Below are 15,504 nucleotides of genomic sequence, written 5' to 3' on the forward strand. Positions count from 1 at the left end.
AGTTCGCGCTACTAGCAATACGCGGTTGCCGGGCGACGGCAACCACCGGCATCATCCGTTGGCGTGGGGTGGCTGAGGCGGGTTGGCGTCGGCGTGGGCATCTTTGCCGGTGTGGTCGCCGTGTGTGGTGGGGCGGTGCTCGCTGTGCGGTGGAACGGGGAGCGGCAGCGGGAAGGCAGTGACCGGGTCGCGCGGGAGTACTTCGAGGCGCTGCGCCGGGGTGACAGCACGACGGCGCGGGGGCTCATGTGTGCCGACGCAGACGTCGAGCACGCGCGGTTCGAGACCGTCAGCGAGTTCGCGATCGAGCGGGCCCAGGACTCCGGGAGCCCCATGGACGGCAGCGGGCGGACCTACTTCGTGCGGCTGGTGTTGCCAGGTGGAGCCACCACCGACGGGTGGCTGCATACCGAGTACACCAGTCAGTTGAAAGCCTGCGTCGCGTTCGAGGAGCGGCGAGCGCCTACAGGGCGATCTTGACGCCTGCCGTCAGGATCAGCTGGGCCAGGGCCACCGGGACCAGGACCAGCCAGCAGAGGCGCTGGAGCTGGTCCTCGCGCAGGCGGGGGTACGAGACGCGGAGCCAGATCACCACGAACGACACCGCGAAGACCTTGATCAGGGTCCACAGCCAGCCCAGCTCCGCGTCCAGCCCGAACGGGCCCTTCCAGCCGCCCAGGAACAGGACCGTGGTCAGGGCCGCGATCACCACGATCCCGACGTACTCGGCCAGGAGGAAGAACGCGAAGCGCAGGCCCGTGTACTCGGTCATGTAGCCGAAGACCAGCTCGGAGTCGGCGATCGGCATGTCGAAGGGCGGGCGGCGGATCTCCGCCAGGCCGGCCACGAAGAAGACCACCAGCGCGGGGAGCTGCCAGAGCAGCCACCACGGGCGCCAGGCCTCGACGATGCCGCTGAGGGACAGGCTGCCCGCGGCCATCGCGACCGAGAGGGCGGCCAGGATGAACGGGAGCTCGTAGCCCAGCAGCTGGGCCGCCGCGCGCAGGCCGCCCAGGAGGGCGTACTTGTTGGCCGAGGACCAGGCGGCCATCAGGACCGCCACCACGCCGATGCCGACGACCGCCAGGACGAAGAAGAGGCCGATGTCCAGCGGCTGGGCGACCAGGCCGTGCGGGCCGATCGGGATCACCAGGAGGACGGCCAGGTAGGGCAGGAGGGCGACGACGGGCGCCAGGCGGAAGACCGGGCGGTCGGCCGCGCGCGGGGTGATGTCCTCTTTCTGCACGAACTTCACGCCGTCGGCGATGAGCTGGGCCCAGCCGTGGAAGGCGCCGGCGTACATCGGGCCCAGGCGGCCCTGCATGTGGGCCATCACCTTGTGCTCGGCCTGGCCGACGATGAGCGGCAGGGTGAGGAACGCGACCACGACCAGGACGACCCGCAGGGCCACTTCCAGCCAGATCGGCATCAGCTGCGTCCTCCCGGCCATTCGCTCGGGTCGGGCACGCCCGGCGGGCGCATCGGGGCGCGCTTGCTCACCGTGTGCTCGCTCTCGCCCGGCTCCTTCGCGCCCGGCCACGGCTTGGCGACGCGGGAGGCGAGGACGAACTCCTTGCGCAGTGGGTGGCCCTCGAACTCCGGCGGCAGCAGGAGGGGCTGCAGCCCCGGGTGGCCCTCGAAGTCGATGTCGAACATCTCGTGGGTCTCGCGCTCGTGCCACGCGGCACCCGGATAGACACCGACAATCGACGAGATGACCGATTCGGTGCGCGGCAGCGCGGCGCGGAGCAGCACGCCGTGGCGGGCCGTGGAAGACCACACGTGGGTGACCACCGTGAAACCCGAAGGAAGCTCGTCGACCGCCGAGAGCCAGTCGAAGAAGTCGCACGACAGCGAGTCCCGGGCCGCGCGCACGGCATCGACCCAGCGCGCAGCGGGCACGTCGACGGTGGCGCGGCTGAAGCGGCCCCCGGCGGACTCGCCGGCCGTCACACCCTCGCCCAGCTCATCGGCGAGGCGGGCGCCGATCTCCTCGGGCGTCATGCGCCGATCCTACGGGCGCACCGGAGGCGCGGACAGTGCGCGCACGTCCGGGCGCGGCACCCCGCCGAGGCCGGACTGCTCGCCGGCGATCTTCTCCTGGAGCCGCATGATCCCGTGCAGGAGCGCCTCGGGCCGCGGCGGGCAGCCGGGCACGTACACGTCGACCGGGATGAGCTGGTCGACGCCCTTGGTGACCGAGTACGAGTCCCAATACGGACCGCCGCAGTTCGAGCAGGCGCCGAAGCTGATCACGTACTTCGGATCCGGCATCTGGTCGTAGAGCCGCTTCACGGCCGGCGCCATCTTGTCGGTCACGGTGCCCGAGACGACCATGAGGTCGGCCTGGCGGGGGCCGTGGGCGAACGGGATCACGCCGAGCCGCATGAAGTCGTGCCGCCCCATGGACGTGGCGATGAACTCGATGGCACAGCAGGCCAGCCCGAAGTTGAACACCCACAGGGAGTAGCGCCGACCCCAGTTGAGCACGAACTTGATCGGCTCACCCAGCACGCTCGACATGACCTTCAGCCTACTCCCAGGATCGTCTGTCGGATTCCCGCCACAACGTCCTGGGCGTCCAGCGCGTGTTGTCGATATCCAGCCCGTTGGTTCGTCGGACTGGTATATCGGGGGATCGGGGGGCCGGGCATCAGCCCGGTCCCCCGATGCGGTTCACCAGGACGGGCGCTGGAGCAGGCTGAGGAACGACACGAGCAGCCGCTCGCGGACCGCCGGCGGGGCCGCGTCGAGCAGCGTGTTGATCACGGCCATCCGGTCCGGCAGGCCGCCGTCGGGAGAGAAGCCCAGGAAGCCGGCCAGGTCGGCCGCCGACGCCGAGCCCACCAGGTCGAGCACCCCGTCGGGGAGGGCGACCGGTCCGAAGGCGCGCGCCGCCGCGACGGCGGAGACCAGGTCCGACGCGAACTCGGCGACCCGCGGCGCGACCGCGGCCGTCACCGTCAGGTGCACCGACGCCGGCAGCGAGCCGTGCCGGAACTGCGGCTGCGTGTGCCAGCCCCGCGCCGCCAGCTCGTCGGCCAGCACGAAGAGGTTCACGTCGGTGGACATGAAGGCGACGACGGTCGATTCCACCGGTACCGGCTGAAGCCCGTCGACAGCGGCCACCGCGGATGCCAGGCCCCGCGTCGCCTGCAGCGTGGTGGCGGCCAGCGACAGGTAGCCGGCGTCGCCGATGTGCCGCATCACCGCCCAGGCCGCCGCGATCGGCCCCCCGGAGCGGGTCGACGAGATGACCGGGTTGACCATCGTGTACCCCGGCCAGTCCGCGTAGCCGAAGTACTGCGGCGCCCGCAGCTCCTCGTCGCGGTGCAGCAGGACAGAGACGCCCTTCGGTACATAGGCGTACTTGTGGAGATCGACCGACATGCTCGTCACGCCCGGCACCGCGAAGTCGAACGGCGGGATGGGCTCGCCGAGGCGGCGCAGGTACGGCAGCGTCCAGCCGCCGAAGCAGGCGTCCACGTGGCAGCGGACCCCGGCCGCGGCAGCGGCGGCGGCGATCGGCTCGACCGGATCGATGAGGCCGTGGGCGTAGGACGGCGCCGAACAGGCCACGAGCACCGTCTCGGGCCGGATCGCGGCCGCGACCGCCGCGGGATCCACCCGCAATGTGGACGGATCCACCGGTACCGTGTCCAGCTCCACCCGAAGGTAGGAGGCCGCCTTCGCCAGCGCGGCGTGCGCGGTCACCGGCATGACCAGTCGCGGCCGGTCGACGTCCGGGCGGGCGTCGCGGGCGGCCTTGACCGCGAGGATCAGCGACTCCGTGCCGCCGCTGGTGACGCTGCCGACCGTGGACGGCGGGCCGGACAGCACCCGCGCCGCGGCCGCCACCAGGTCGTTCTCCATCGCCAGCAGCGACGGGAACGCGGTCGGGTCGAGGCCGTTGACGTGCGCGGACGTGGCGTGCGCGGCGGTGGCCAGCTCGTCGAGGCCGGCAGGGCCTGCTGAGCCCGGGTCGTAGACGTAGGCGAAGAGCCGCCCGCCGTGGGTCGGCAGGTCGCGTTCCCGCAGCTTCGCCAGCTCCCGCAGGACCTCCTCGGCCGGCACTCCGTGCTCCGGCAGCGCTGTCATGCTGGTACCCCCTCGTTGACCTCGACGAGCCGCCGCTCGTCCAGGTCGTATCCCCGTAAAGCGAACAGAGCGACCGCGACGACGACCGCGGGCACGACGGTGAAGCCGAGCAGCACGCCGAGCTTGGCCGTGCCGGTCTGCAGGGCCGCCTCGCCGGTCTCGCTGGAGACGTAGCCGAACACCGCGAGCAGCACGGCGAAGACGCCCGGCCCGAGCGCGAGCCCGAGTGTCTCGCCGGCCGTCCACAGGCCGGTGAAGACGCCGGCCTGGCGGCGGCCGGTGCGCTCGGCGTCGTACGCGATGCAGTCCGGCAGCATGGCCAGGCCGAAGACCTGCTGGCCGGCGTACCCGCCGCCGACCAGGCCGGTGATCACGTACACGGCGACGGCCGGCAGGAACGGCGCCAGCGCGAGCAGCGCGGCGGCGACGGCGAAGATGACCGAGGCGAGCACGTAGGCCCGCAGCTTGCCGACCCGCCGGCCGACCCGGGTCCAGATCGGCATCACCAGCAGCGCCGGGCCGACGAAGCAGGCGAACAGCACGGTCGCGCCGGTGTCGGGCGACTCCAGGATCTGGGTCGCGAAGTAGCTGACGCCGGCCAGCATGGTGCCGATGCCGGCCGCCTGGACGACGAAGCACACGAGCAGCAGCCGGAACGGGCGGTTGCCCCGCACGACCCGCAACTGCGCGCCGAACGACGGCTCGCTCGGCAGGACCCTGCCGGTGGGTGCGCTCCTGGTGCCGACGAAAGATCCGACGGTACCGATGAGAATCAAAATGGCGACGAAGACGCCCATCGCTCGATGGCCCGGGATGCCGTCACCGAACTGCTTCGTGACCATCGGCGACAGCGCGCCGGAGACCAGGATCGCCAACGCCAGGAACGCCACCCGCCAGGTCATCAGGCGGGTCCGCTCGGCGTAGTCGTCGGTCATCTCGGCCGGCATCGCGACGTAGGGCACCTGGTAGAAGGCGAACGCGGTGGCGGCGGCCAGGAAGACCAGCGCGACGTAGACGCCCGAGCGCACCGGCGCGGCGAAGATCAACGCGAAGAGGACGGCCAGCGCTAGGCCCCCGAAGAGCAGGAACGGTCGCCGGGCACCCATCGACGTGCGGGTGCGGTCGGAGATCCGCCCGGCAACCGGGTTGATCAGCACGTCCCACGCCTTCGGCGCGAGCACCAGCAGCCCCGCGAGCCCGGCGGCCACGCCGAGCGTGTCGGTCAGGTAGGGCAGCAGCAACAGGCCCGGCACGGTGCCGAAGGCCCCGGTGACGAGAGAGCCGAGTGCGTACCCCGCGCGCACGCGGCCGGGCAGTGATCCCGACGGGTGACTCATGGTCCACGGATGCTACCGCGAGATTTCCTCACGAAAAACGGTCGTTGCGGGCGTTGCCACCGACCGTCCGGACAGGCTTCAGCCTTGGTCCTCCGGCCACCAGGCGGCCTGGCGCATGTCGACCTTGTCACCGCGCAGCGGGGTGTTCTCCTGGCGGTGCCGCCGGAGGGCCTCCTGCTCGTGACCGGGCACCAGCCGGCCGTTCGCGGCGACGACCCGGTGCCAGGGGACGCCGCCGCCGTAGTGGGCCATCACCGCCCCCACCTGCCGCGGGCCGCCCTGGCCCAGATATTCGGCGATCGCGCCGTACGACATGACCCGCCCCGGCGGGATGCGTTCGACCACCGTGAGCACCAGTTCGGCGTAGTCCTCGTCGGCCACGATATGGGAACCTACCGCTTCTTCCCGGGGAGCAGGCGGCAAGATGGTCGGCGTGCGGGAACAGGTCACCGAGGCTCGGCGGATCGTCGTCAAGGTCGGGTCGTCGTCGCTGACCACCGCGACCGGTGGCCTGGACACCGACCGGGTCGACGCCCTGGTGGACGCGCTGGCCGCGACCCGGGCCGAGGTGGTGCTGGTCTCCTCGGGCGCGATCGCCGCCGGCCTGGCCCCGCTGGGCCTGTCCCGCCGCCCGCGCGACCTGGCGACCCAGCAGGCGGCGGCGAGCGTCGGCCAGGGCCTGCTGATGCGGGCGTACAACGACGCGTTCGCCCGCCACGGCCGCGTGGTCGGCCAGGTCCTGCTCACGGTCGACGACGTGACCCGCCGCGCGCACTACCGCAATGCGTACCGGACGCTGCGCCGCCTGCTCGACCTGCACGCCGTCCCGATCGTCAACGAGAACGACACCGTGGCCACCGAGGAGATCCGCTTCGGCGACAACGACCGCCTGGCCGCCCTGGTCGCCGCGCTGGTCCACGCCGACCTGCTGGTCCTGCTCTCGGACGTCCCCGGCCTGTACACCGGCGACCCCTCGCGGCCGACGTCCGTCCCGATCACGGACGTCCGCTCGCTCGAGGACCTGTCCGGCGTCGACATCCGCCGCCCCGGCAAGGCCGGCGTCGGCACCGGCGGCATGGTGACGAAGGTGGAGGCGGCCCGGATCGCCACCACGAGCGGCATCCCGGTGGTCCTGGCCTCGGCCCCGCAGGCGCCTCGCGTGCTGGCCGGCGAGGAGATCGGCACCCTGTTCCACCGCCTGCGCGAGCGCCCGCAGGCGCGCCTGTTCTGGCTGGCCCACGCGACCGCCCCGCGCGGCCGCCTGCACCTGGACGCGGGCGCGGTGCAGGCGGTGGTGGGCCGCAAGGCGTCCCTGCTACCGGCGGGCATCACGGCCGTGGACGGCCGGTTCGCGGCCGGCGACCCGGTGGATCTGGTGGATCTGGCGGGCGTGCCGGTGGCCCGGGGCCTGGTGAACTACGACGCGACGGAGCTCCCACCGCTGCTGGGCCGCTCGACGGGCGAGCTTGCGGCGGCGCTGGGCCCGGCGTACGAACGCGAGGTCGTCCACCGCGACGACCTGGTGCTCCTCTGACGGTGCGCTCCCATGATCGTGGGAAGGATATGGCTGCCTGGACAGCCACATCGTTCCCTTGATCATGGGAACGGCCCGGTGGACTGGGCGGTCCAGGTCGGTAGGGTTGTTGCCGTGGTGGGGAACCTGACCAAGAAGGGGGCCGCTACCCGGGAGCGGATCGTCGCCGGGGCGGCGCAACTCCTGCGTGAACAGGGCATCGACGAGGTCTCGCTCGACGACATCCGGAACCTGACCGCCACCAGCAAGAGCCAGCTCTTCCATTACTTCCCCGACGGGCGGTCCCAGCTGTTGCTCGCCGTCGCGGAGCATGAGGCTCAACAGGTACTGCTGGATCAGGAGCCCCAGCTCAGTGAGCTCGGGCCGCCGGGATCGTGGGCCGGCTGGCGCGACGTCGTCGTCGAGAAGTACGAGCGGCAGGGGACGCGGTGTCCCATGAGCGCGCTCACCAGGCGGCTCGCGCCGAGCCACCCCGAGGTCGGGCCCGTCGTCGCCCAGCTGCTGACCACCTGGCAGCAGCGGATCGAGGACGGGCTGCGCAGGGCCGGCGTCCAGGACGCCCGCAACCGAGCGATGATCATTCTCGCCGCGTTGCAGGGAGGGGTGGCGCTGTTGCTGGCCACCGGGGACTCCACGGCGCTCAGGGTGGCGCTCGACGACGCGCTCGACGGGCTTATCTGAGGGCGCGGATCGCGGTCAGCGTCGTGTGGACGTTGAACTGGTCGCCGTCGTCGCTCTCCCAGCCGCCGTCGCTGCGCTGGGTCTCGGCGAGGCGGCGGCGGGCGGCGGTCAGCAGCCAGTCCTCTGTGGACATGCCGATGCGGCGCAGGGTGGAGAACAGCGACGCCGTGTCGGCCGCGGTCATCTCCGGGACGCGGTCGGCCAGGGCCACCTGGATCTGGGCCGACTCGTAGAACCAGCCCAGGTGGTACAGCAGGGCGCAGCCGAGCCAGCCGGTGACCAGGAACGACGGCCAGGAGCCGTCGGGGCGCAGCGAGGCGCGGAACGCCTCGGCGGCGCGGGCGATGCGGGTCGCGTGCTCGCCGTCGTCGCCGTCCGGCGGGCCGCCGACGACGAGCCAGTACGCGGCGTTGGTGGTCAGGTACAGGCGGGCCTCGGCGTCGCCGGGCTGGGCCCACGGCGGCGCGATGCCGGCAAGCTTGGCGTCCTCTTCCCACATCCCGTCGGGTCGCTGGCTACGGCCGAGCCACCCGACGGCCTTGCGGGCCGCCGGGCGGCCGATCGCGCCCAGGTCGTCGAGCTCGGCCAGGCGGAAGCAGGTCGCGTCGACCGACGGGATGTCGGCGCCCCAGTAGGCGGGCCAGCCGCCGCCGGTGACCTGGCCGATCTCGGCCTTGTCCAGCACGTCGGCCGGCGGCGCCTGCCCGGTACGCAGGTGGGCGAGGCGAGCGCGGTCCACGGCGTCGCCGTGTGCGACGACGTAGCCGATCGCGGCATCAAGGTCGACCATGGGCCGTACGGTACCGCCCGCTCCACCGCCCCGCGTGTTGACCTAGTACACCGGCAGTGAGGGATCGACGGTTTTCACCCAGGAAACCACCCCACCCTGCACGTGGACCGCGTCCTTGAAGCCGGCGGCCTTGACGGCGGCCAATGCCTCGGCGGAGCGGACACCGCTCTTGCAGTACAGGACGATCTGGCGGTCCTGGGGGAGCCCGGCGAGCGCGTTGCCGTTGAGGATCTCGCCCTTCGGCACCAGGCGGGCGCCCGGCACGCGGACGATCTCCCACTCGGCGGGCTCGCGCACGTCGACGAGGTCGATCGGCTTGCCCGAGTCGATCCAGTCCTTCAGCTCGCTCGCGGTGATCGTCGAGCCGACCGTCGCGGCCTGGGCCTCGTCGGAGACGGCGCCGCAGAAGTCGTCGTAGTCGATCAGGCCGGTGACCGTCGGGTTCTCGCCGCAGATCGCGCAGTTCGGGTCCTTGCGCAGCTTGATCTTGCGGTAGCTCATCTCCAGGGCGTCGTAGACCATCAGTCGGCCCAGCAGGGTGTCGCCCACGCCGGTCAGCAGCTTGATCGCCTCGGTCACCTGGATCGCGCCGATCGAGGCGCAGAGCACGCCGAGCACGCCGCCCTCGGCGCAGGACGGGACCATACCGGGCGGGGGCGGCTCCGGGTAGAGGCAGCGGTAGCAGGGGCCGTGCTCGGCCCAGAACACCGACGCCTGGCCGTCGAAGCGGTAGATCGAACCCCACACGTAGGGCTTGCCGAGCAGCACCGCCGCGTCGTTGACCATGTAGCGCGTGGCGAAGTTGTCGGTGCCGTCGATGATGAGGTCGTACTGCTGGAAGATCTCCATGACGTTGTCGTTGGACAGCGCCTCGTTGTGCAGCACGACGTTGACGTAGGGGTTGATCTCGAGCACCGAGTCGCGCGCGGACTCCGCCTTCGGCCGGCCGATGTCCGACTGGCCGTGGATGATCTGGCGCTGGAGGTTGGACTCGTCGACGGTGTCGAACTCGACGATGCCCAGCGTGCCCACACCGGCGGCCGCGAGATACATCAGTGCCGGCGATCCGAGGCCGCCGGCGCCCACACACAGCACCCTGGCGTTCTTGAGGCGCTTCTGTCCGGCAACACCCACGTCGGGGATGATCAGGTGCCGGGAGTAGCGACGGACCTCGTCGACGGACAGGTCGGCGGCGGGCTCGACCAGAGGAGGCAGCGACATGGTTCTCATTCTGCCGCGCCCGACCGACAATTCCGCGTGAGCTACGGCACTTTGGTCCCCGCGTACCGCTGACCGTCGAGGTACGGCCAGGAGTTGGCCACGCAGCCCTGCAGCCCGTAGGTCTGCTGCTGCATCACAGGTGCCGGTTTGCCGGGCCCCGGGCACGCCTCATGGCCGTTGCCGAGCTCGTGACCGACCTCGTGGTTGATGACGTACTGCTGGTAGTCCGCGACCGGCGCCCCGTACTTCGGGACGGCGGTGAGCCAGCGCGCCAGGTTGATGATCACCTTGCCCGTGATCCGGCAGGAGCTGTAGCCGTCGGTGTGCAGCCCGGCGGTACCACACATCTTCTCGGACGTCGCGGGCGTGGCCAGGAAGATCGTGAAGTCGGCGGTGCCCTCGCCGGCGACCCGCTGCAGGCGCACCTGGCCGCCGGCCGTCCAGCCGCGCGGGTCGGCGAACGTCTGCTCGATCACCGCGGCGAACGGGTCCGCCTCCTGGCCCGAGCCGCGCTCGGCGGCCACGCGGTACTTCTTCAGCGTCCCGGCGCCGCCCGCGACCGGACCGGCGGCCGTCGCGTACGTGAACGTGCCCTCGCCCGCGGCGGGGCCGGCGTCGGGCGGCGGGTTGGCCGGCTGGGAGGGCGGGGCGAGCATGGGCGTCGCGGCCGCCCGGACCACGGGCGACGGGGCGTCGTCGCCGTCGAGGAGGAACTGCCGGCCGAGGCCCAGCAGGGCGAGCAGGCCGGCGAACGCCATGACGCCGGCCACCACGTAGCGGCGGTGGCGGGCCTTGAGGCGGCGGCGGTGGCGAGCGGCCCGGACGACGTTGCGCGCCTCGCCGGGGTCGCTGGGCAGTGACACCGGGGCTCGGCGCCGGTCGGTGCGTGACCTCAGCTCGCTCGCCATCGACGCTCAGCTTGCCATGCGCACCTGTGCCCGCTTTGCCCGGACCCCGGTCCGCAACCGTTCTGCAACCGGCTCGGTGGCCGCTTGCGCCGTCTGCGCCAGCTCGTCGAGCAGCCCGAGCACGGCACGGGCGACGGTGCGCGGCACCTCCATCTGGGCCACGTGGCCGACGCCCTCCAGCATCATCAGCCGGCTGTCGGGGATGAGCTGGGCGACCTGCGGCGCGGTGCGGATGTCGACCAGCCGGTCCTGCCGGCCGGCGATGACGAGCGTGGGCGCCGTGATCTTCGCCGCCGCGCGCCACATCGAGCCCTCGCCCGGCAGGTACGCCCGCAGGAACGAGCCGACCAGGCCGCGCAGGCTGCCGACGTACGCCTCCGCGTACCACGGCACCGTGTGGCGCAGGCGCGCCTCCTCGATCGCCTCCGTGCGGCGCTGCTCGGGGTAGCGCGCCGGATCCGCGTAGCAGGACTCGATGACCATGTCGGCCAGCACCTCGGGGTCCATCGCCGACATCCGCGTGCGGGCCAGGCGGGCCGCGTTGGGCAGGAGCAGCAGCGGTACCACCCGGCCCTGCAGCGAGCGGCGCGGGTCGAGGAACGGCATCGCCGGCGAGATCAGCGTCAGCGAGCGGACCAGGTCGGGCCGGGTGGCGGCGACCTTCACCGCGGCGGCGCCACCCATCGAGTTGCCGAACAGGTGGACCGGGCCGCGCTCGCTGAACTCGATCCAGCGCACGACGTGGTCGGCCATCGCGCTCAGCGAGTAGCTGCGGGCCCGCCCGCTGTAGCCGAAGCCGGGCAGGTCGATCGCCTGCCCGTCGAGCCGCGGGGCGAGCACGCCCGCCAGGTCGGTCCAGTTGGTCGACGAGCCGCCCAGGCCGTGGACGTAGACCGCCGGTTGGGCGCCGGGCGCCGTCGCCGGGGTGTCGCGCACATAGGCGACCCGGCCGTCGAGGTCGACGGCCCGGCCGGGCCAGTGTTCCGGGAGCTTCTCAGGTGACGGGACGGTGAACTCCGGGACAAGAGAAGCTCTCTTCATACTCCCAGTGTGCCCCAGCGGGTCACGGGAGAAGGGCCTCCAGCCGGCGATTGACCGCGGCCAGGGTGCCCCGCACGACGGCCTGCCGGGGGTCGCCGGTGACCACCGCCGAGCCCGTGAGCTGCTCGACCGCGCCGTCGTACATCAGCAGGAGCACAACGACGGCGACCTCGCAACCACCCATCGGTACAACGGCGGCGTGCTCGATGTAACAGCGCCCCCGCGCCGTGCCGTCGGCGTCGATCAGGAGCTGGTCGACCGCGGAGCCGGCGGCCGCGGCGGCGAGCCGCAACATGTAGCCGTCGACGTTGGGGCCGCTCGCGACGCCGACCGCGGGCTGGCCGTCGGCGATGAGCCGGACCTCCACCATGGCGTCGATGCCCTGCGTGTTGACGTCGACCGAGTCGATCACGACCCGCGCCGACGAGATCGCGGAGGCCGGCTGCGGCCCGACCAGGACCGGCTGGGCCTGCTCGGCCGGGACGACCTCGGCCCCACGACGGACGCCGCTGACCGGACGCCGGCGGCGGGCCTCCCGCCCGTACCCCGGCAGCGCGCTGTGCGGCGCGTTGGTCGTGTTCCGCACCGGCGGGCGCGGCGGCGCCGGCTCCGGCGCGGGCGCGAACAAGCCCGGCAGGTTGGGCTCGGCGGCCAGGCCCATCCGCTCGTTGAGCAGGCGCGCGACGGCCCGGCTGACCTGGCCCGGGTCGGCCTCGTCGAGCAGCTCGAGGCGCAGTGTGTGCACGCCGTCGGGGTTCTTGCGCACGGTCGCCTCGCGGACGCCGGACACGCCCTGCACGGCCCGCAGCACGGCCGGGATGTCGAAGCCGTCGGGCCGCCCGTCGGGGCTCGGCTCCTCGTCCTCGTCCTCGCGCAGGTAGGTGGCGATGCGGGCCAGGTCGGGCGCGCCCGCCTCGGACATCACGGGCTCAGTCTCCGGTACCTGCGGGACGTCGGGCTGGGAAGGGACGCGCTGCGGCAGCTCCGGCGGGTCGTACGCCGGGGTGGGCAGGGCGTCGGCAAGGCTGGGCATCGCCGGCTCGGCCGCCATCTGCGTGCCGGAGCCGAGCAGCTGCGCCGGCAGCGGGCCGACCAGCGGGTCGTCGGCGGGCGCGCGCTGGGCCGGCAGCGGCTGGGACGGGGCGGCGGCCCAGTCGAAGTCCTCGGGCTGCTGCGGCTGCTGCTGCGGCGGGCCCCACTGCGGCTGGAGCTGGGGCGCCTGCTGCTCCTGGTACTGCTGCTCCTGGTAGGCCGCCCAGTCGTCGCGGGCCTGCTGCTCGTACGCCTGTGGGTGGTAGGCCTGGTGCTGGTACGGCTGCTGATAGACCGGCTGGTGCGGCTGCTCGTAGGCCTGTTGATGCGGCTGTTCGTAGGCCTGCTGGTGCTGCTGGTGTTGCTGGTGCTGTTCGTAGGCCTGGTGGGGCTGGTGGGGTTGTTGCTCGTAGGCCTGGTGGGGCTGCTGTTCGTAGGCCTGGTGGGGCTGTTGCTGGTGGGGCTGCTCGTACGGCTGCTCATACGGCGCCGGGGACACCGGGCGCTGGGGCTCCGCGGGCGGCTGGGCGCCGTAGACGGTGCCGGGGGCGGCCTGGAGGGCCTGCGGCGGCTCGCCCGCGTGGGTGGACGTCGGCCAACCCTGTCCGTCCGGCCCGTAATGACCGTAGTGAAGGGTCGACGTCGATGGCTGAACGGGCGGCGGCGCCGAGACGGGCGGGCTCACCGGGGCCAGCATGTCGGAGAACGGCGAACGCACCTCGGCCCGGCCGCGCGATCCAGCGGCACCGTTCACACCACCGCTGACCACGGCACGGCCGGCGATAGCACCGGTGGCGGGCTCGCGCCAGGCCGTCACGATCGCTTCGAGCGCGTCATCGCTCGGTGTCGAACCGTTGGACCCGCTGGTGTCGGACACCCTGTGCGCCTCCGCGTAGGTTCGACCGCCGCGAACTGCGGCCGTCTCGTTCGGGCTTCCGGCTTGCCCCGTTTCGTCCACCGCGTGCTCCTCCGTCGCCCCTAGGTGAGGCTACCGTGTGGGCGGAAAGGGGGTAAGTTGCAATCTCGACCCAAATCCGGATGGTGAACATGACCTCGGCGATGAGCGGCACGCAGGCGGCCGGACGGCCCGTGCGGCTGCCCAGGTCGGCGCGGCGCAAGCAGTTGCTCGCCGCGGCGCAGCAGGTGTTCGTGGCACAGGGATACCACGCGGCCGCGATGGACGACATCGCCGAGCGCGCCGGTGTCTCCAAGCCGGTCCTGTATCAGCACTTCCCCGGCAAGCTCGAGCTCTACCTGGCCCTGCTCGACACGCACTGCGACGCGATGGTCTCCCGGGTCCGCTCGGCCATGGAGGCCACGACGGACAACAAGGAGCGCGTGCGCGGCGCCATCCAGGCCTACTTCGACTTCATCGACCACGAGAGCGAGGCATTCCGCCTCGTGTTCGAGTCCGACCTGCGCAACGACCCCGCCGTCCGCGAGCGGGTCGACCGGGTCGAGAACGGGTGCATCGCCGCCATCACCGACACGATCATGGCTGACACCGGCGTCAGCCGCGCCCGCGCCGAGCTGCTCGCGTCGGGTCTCGTCGGCGCCGCTGAGACCGCCGCGCGCTTCTGGCTGGCCGGCGGCCGCCAGGTCGCGAAGGCCGACGCCGAGGCGCTGCTCACCGCCCTCTCGTGGCGGGGCATCGCGAGCTTCCCCCTGCACGGCGAACACGCCTGATCGCGTTAGTCTTCAACCACACTGGGTGTGCGGGCCGACGCACGGCCGCGCCGCAGCCCGATCAAGGAGGAAGACGTGGAGGTCAAGATCGGCGTGCAGTACGCGCCTCGGGAGCTGGTGCTGGAGAGCAACCAGTCGCCGGCCGAGGTCGAAACTGCGGTCACCGACGCGATCGAGAATGGCGATAAGGGTGTGCTGAACCTGGTGGACGAGAAGGGCCGCCGGGTCATCGTGCCGGTCGCCAAGATCGCCTACGTGGAGATCGCCGAGTCGTCGCCGCGCCCGGTCGGGTTCTCCACCGCGCGCTGAGACGCTCATCGGAGGAGGGGTGGGACGGCCGTCCTGCCCCTTTTCAGTTGTTCAGCCCCACGGCCACCATGCGTGCCGTGTGCGCGCTGGTCAGGCGCTTGAGCAGGGCCTGGAAGTCGGTGCCGCCGATCGCCAGCAGCGAGGCCAGCGACGGGCGCTCCCCGGCCACCCGCAGCGCCTGCGAGATGCCCTCGCCGACCAGTCGCCGGGCCCACATCGACAGCCGGTTGGCGACCCTGGGATCGGCGGCGATCGCGGCCCGCAGCTCGTCGGCGGCGAAGTCGGCGTGGCGCGAGTCGTGCAGCACGTCGAGGATGAGGTTGCGGTCGGGCGCCGCGAGGACCGCGGCGACCTCGCGCGTGAAGTCATCGGCGATGCCGTCGCCGATGTAGGCCTTCGCGAGGCCCTCCAGCCAGTCGGCCGGCTCGGTCTGGGCGTGGTAGTCCGACAGCGCCCGGACGTAGGGCCGCATGGCGGTCTCCGCGTCGGCGCCCAGCTCCGCCAGGCGGTCCGCCAGGCGGCAGTAGGTGGTGATCTCGCGCGCCGCCATCTCGCTCAGCACCGCGCGGCGGCGCAGGTCGGGGGCCAGCCGCGCGTCGGCGGCCATGCGGTCGAACGCGACCAGCTCGCCATAGGCGAGCATGCCCAGGAGGTCGACGACGGCCTCGCGGGAGGGCTCGGCCGTCGCCTGGACGGCCGGGGTGACATCGGACACGTCGGCACACTACCCCGCCGGTTCACCTCCGGCCTCCCCAACGTGTGGTGAGCAGAACAGCGCCCGGGCCGTTACACTGGCTCAAACGGCCTTGGGCGGACCCTAGCCCAGGCGACAGGCGCTTGTAGCCCGCGACCACGTTCATCGGTCGC

General features: G+C 72.3%; 17 protein-coding genes. 5 read left to right on the top strand and 12 right to left on the bottom strand.

Annotation, left to right across the window (positions count from 1 at the left end; translation table 11 throughout):
• The first annotated feature begins 135 nt into the window (after positions 1-135).
• On the top strand, positions 136-480 hold the full coding sequence (locus ABZS66_RS09525) for a hypothetical protein (RefSeq protein ID WP_354756637.1): 345 nt from the start codon (positions 136-138) through the stop codon (positions 478-480).
• Here the strand turns inward: ABZS66_RS09525 and nuoH are convergent.
• The 6 genes from nuoH to ABZS66_RS09555 all read right to left on the bottom strand — a co-directional run bounded on the left by nuoH (position 464) and on the right by ABZS66_RS09555 (position 5,816).
• Positions 464-1,429, bottom strand: coding sequence for an NADH-quinone oxidoreductase subunit NuoH (gene nuoH / locus ABZS66_RS09530; protein ID WP_354756638.1), 966 nt, complete (start codon positions 1,427-1,429; stop codon positions 464-466). The genes ABZS66_RS09525 and nuoH overlap by 17 nt on opposite strands.
• Entirely contained in the window at positions 1,429-2,004 is a 576-nt protein-coding gene (locus tag ABZS66_RS09535; RefSeq protein ID WP_354756639.1) for an NADH-quinone oxidoreductase subunit C, read from the bottom strand. The genes nuoH and ABZS66_RS09535 overlap by 1 nt, the downstream gene beginning before the upstream one ends.
• Before the next feature lie 9 nt (positions 2,005-2,013).
• On the bottom strand, positions 2,014-2,523 hold the full coding sequence (locus ABZS66_RS09540; protein ID WP_354756640.1) for an NADH-quinone oxidoreductase subunit B family protein: 510 nt from the start codon (positions 2,521-2,523) through the stop codon (positions 2,014-2,016).
• Positions 2,524-2,676: 153 nt separating this feature from the next.
• Positions 2,677-4,098, bottom strand: a complete 1,422-nt coding sequence (locus tag ABZS66_RS09545) for an aminotransferase class V-fold PLP-dependent enzyme (RefSeq protein WP_354756641.1) — start codon at positions 4,096-4,098, stop codon at positions 2,677-2,679.
• Positions 4,095-5,435, bottom strand: a complete 1,341-nt coding sequence (locus tag ABZS66_RS09550) for an MFS transporter (RefSeq protein ID WP_354756642.1) — start codon at positions 5,433-5,435, stop codon at positions 4,095-4,097. Before ABZS66_RS09550 ends, ABZS66_RS09545 begins: the two co-directional genes overlap by 4 nt.
• 78 nt (positions 5,436-5,513) lie before the next feature.
• A complete protein-coding gene (locus ABZS66_RS09555; RefSeq protein WP_354756643.1) occupies positions 5,514-5,816 on the bottom strand; it encodes an MGMT family protein in 303 nt (100 codons plus the stop codon).
• Positions 5,817-5,868: 52 nt separating this feature from the next.
• On the opposite strand from ABZS66_RS09555, the gene proB reads away from it, so the two are divergent.
• Both proB and ABZS66_RS09565 read left to right on the top strand, forming a co-directional pair.
• Entirely contained in the window at positions 5,869-6,969 is a 1,101-nt protein-coding gene (proB, locus tag ABZS66_RS09560) for a glutamate 5-kinase (protein ID WP_354756644.1), read from the top strand.
• Positions 6,970-7,083: 114 nt separating this feature from the next.
• On the top strand, positions 7,084-7,650 hold the full coding sequence (locus tag ABZS66_RS09565) for a TetR/AcrR family transcriptional regulator (protein WP_354756645.1): 567 nt from the start codon (positions 7,084-7,086) through the stop codon (positions 7,648-7,650).
• Here the strand turns inward: ABZS66_RS09565 and ABZS66_RS09570 are convergent.
• The 5 genes from ABZS66_RS09570 to ABZS66_RS09590 are packed head-to-tail and all read right to left on the bottom strand — an operon-like array spanning position 7,643 to position 13,519.
• Entirely contained in the window at positions 7,643-8,440 is a 798-nt protein-coding gene (locus ABZS66_RS09570) for a squalene--hopene cyclase (RefSeq protein WP_354756646.1), read from the bottom strand. The genes ABZS66_RS09565 and ABZS66_RS09570 overlap by 8 nt on opposite strands.
• Positions 8,441-8,482: 42 nt before the next feature.
• Positions 8,483-9,661 carry an adenylyltransferase/sulfurtransferase MoeZ gene (moeZ, locus tag ABZS66_RS09575; RefSeq protein ID WP_354756647.1) on the bottom strand — a complete coding sequence of 393 codons (1,179 nt, stop codon included), beginning with the start codon at positions 9,659-9,661 and terminating at the stop codon, positions 8,483-8,485.
• Between the two features lie 41 nt (positions 9,662-9,702).
• Positions 9,703-10,569 carry a DUF3152 domain-containing protein gene (locus tag ABZS66_RS09580; RefSeq protein ID WP_354756648.1) on the bottom strand — a complete coding sequence of 289 codons (867 nt, stop codon included), beginning with the start codon at positions 10,567-10,569 and terminating at the stop codon, positions 9,703-9,705.
• A 6-nt stretch (positions 10,570-10,575) separates the two neighbouring features.
• Complete coding sequence (locus ABZS66_RS09585) at positions 10,576-11,610, bottom strand: alpha/beta hydrolase (protein WP_354756649.1); 1,035 nt, start codon at positions 11,608-11,610, stop codon at positions 10,576-10,578.
• A gap of 22 nt (positions 11,611-11,632) precedes the next feature.
• On the bottom strand, positions 11,633-13,519 hold the full coding sequence (locus tag ABZS66_RS09590) for a hypothetical protein (RefSeq protein WP_354756650.1): 1,887 nt from the start codon (positions 13,517-13,519) through the stop codon (positions 11,633-11,635).
• Positions 13,520-13,689: 170 nt separating this feature from the next.
• Between ABZS66_RS09590 and ABZS66_RS09595 the strand changes: the two genes are divergently transcribed.
• A complete protein-coding gene (locus tag ABZS66_RS09595; protein WP_354756651.1) occupies positions 13,690-14,328 on the top strand; it encodes a TetR/AcrR family transcriptional regulator in 639 nt (212 codons plus the stop codon).
• 75 nt (positions 14,329-14,403) lie between these two features.
• The gene (locus ABZS66_RS09600) at positions 14,404-14,637 is read left to right on the top strand and encodes a DUF3107 domain-containing protein (protein ID WP_354756663.1); all 234 of its coding nucleotides are present in this window, start codon (positions 14,404-14,406) and stop codon (positions 14,635-14,637) included.
• A gap of 43 nt (positions 14,638-14,680) precedes the next feature.
• Here ABZS66_RS09600 and ABZS66_RS09605 read toward each other — a convergent pair whose 3' ends face one another.
• Positions 14,681-15,352, bottom strand: a complete 672-nt coding sequence (locus ABZS66_RS09605; RefSeq protein ID WP_354756652.1) for a ferritin-like fold-containing protein — start codon at positions 15,350-15,352, stop codon at positions 14,681-14,683.
• Positions 15,353-15,504: the final 152 nt, after the last annotated feature.

The sequence above is a fragment of the Dactylosporangium sp. NPDC005572 genome (genome assembly GCF_040605515.1).
Classification (GTDB): domain Bacteria; phylum Actinomycetota; class Actinomycetes; order Mycobacteriales; family Micromonosporaceae; genus Dactylosporangium.

What these genes read in the sequence shown, in the direction of transcription:
- nuoH (WP_354756638.1), bottom strand. Translation starts at nt 1,429, where the DNA reads ATGCCGATCTGGCTGGAAGTGGCCCTGCGGGTCGTCCTGGTCGTGGTC.
- ABZS66_RS09535 (WP_354756639.1), bottom strand. Translation starts at nt 2,004, where the DNA reads ATGACGCCCGAGGAGATCGGCGCCCGCCTCGCCGATGAGCTGGGCGAG.
- ABZS66_RS09540 (WP_354756640.1), bottom strand. Translation starts at nt 2,523, where the DNA reads ATGTCGAGCGTGCTGGGTGAGCCGATCAAGTTCGTGCTCAACTGGGGT.
- ABZS66_RS09545 (WP_354756641.1), bottom strand. Translation starts at nt 4,098, where the DNA reads ATGACAGCGCTGCCGGAGCACGGAGTGCCGGCCGAGGAGGTCCTGCGG.
- ABZS66_RS09550 (WP_354756642.1), bottom strand. Translation starts at nt 5,435, where the DNA reads ATGAGTCACCCGTCGGGATCACTGCCCGGCCGCGTGCGCGCGGGGTAC.
- ABZS66_RS09570 (WP_354756646.1), bottom strand. Translation starts at nt 8,440, where the DNA reads ATGGTCGACCTTGATGCCGCGATCGGCTACGTCGTCGCACACGGCGAC.
- moeZ (WP_354756647.1), bottom strand. Translation starts at nt 9,661, where the DNA reads ATGTCGCTGCCTCCTCTGGTCGAGCCCGCCGCCGACCTGTCCGTCGAC.
- ABZS66_RS09580 (WP_354756648.1), bottom strand. Translation starts at nt 10,569, where the DNA reads ATGGCGAGCGAGCTGAGGTCACGCACCGACCGGCGCCGAGCCCCGGTG.
- ABZS66_RS09585 (WP_354756649.1), bottom strand. Translation starts at nt 11,610, where the DNA reads ATGAAGAGAGCTTCTCTTGTCCCGGAGTTCACCGTCCCGTCACCTGAG.
- ABZS66_RS09595 (WP_354756651.1), top strand. Translation starts at nt 13,690, where the DNA reads ATGACCTCGGCGATGAGCGGCACGCAGGCGGCCGGACGGCCCGTGCGG.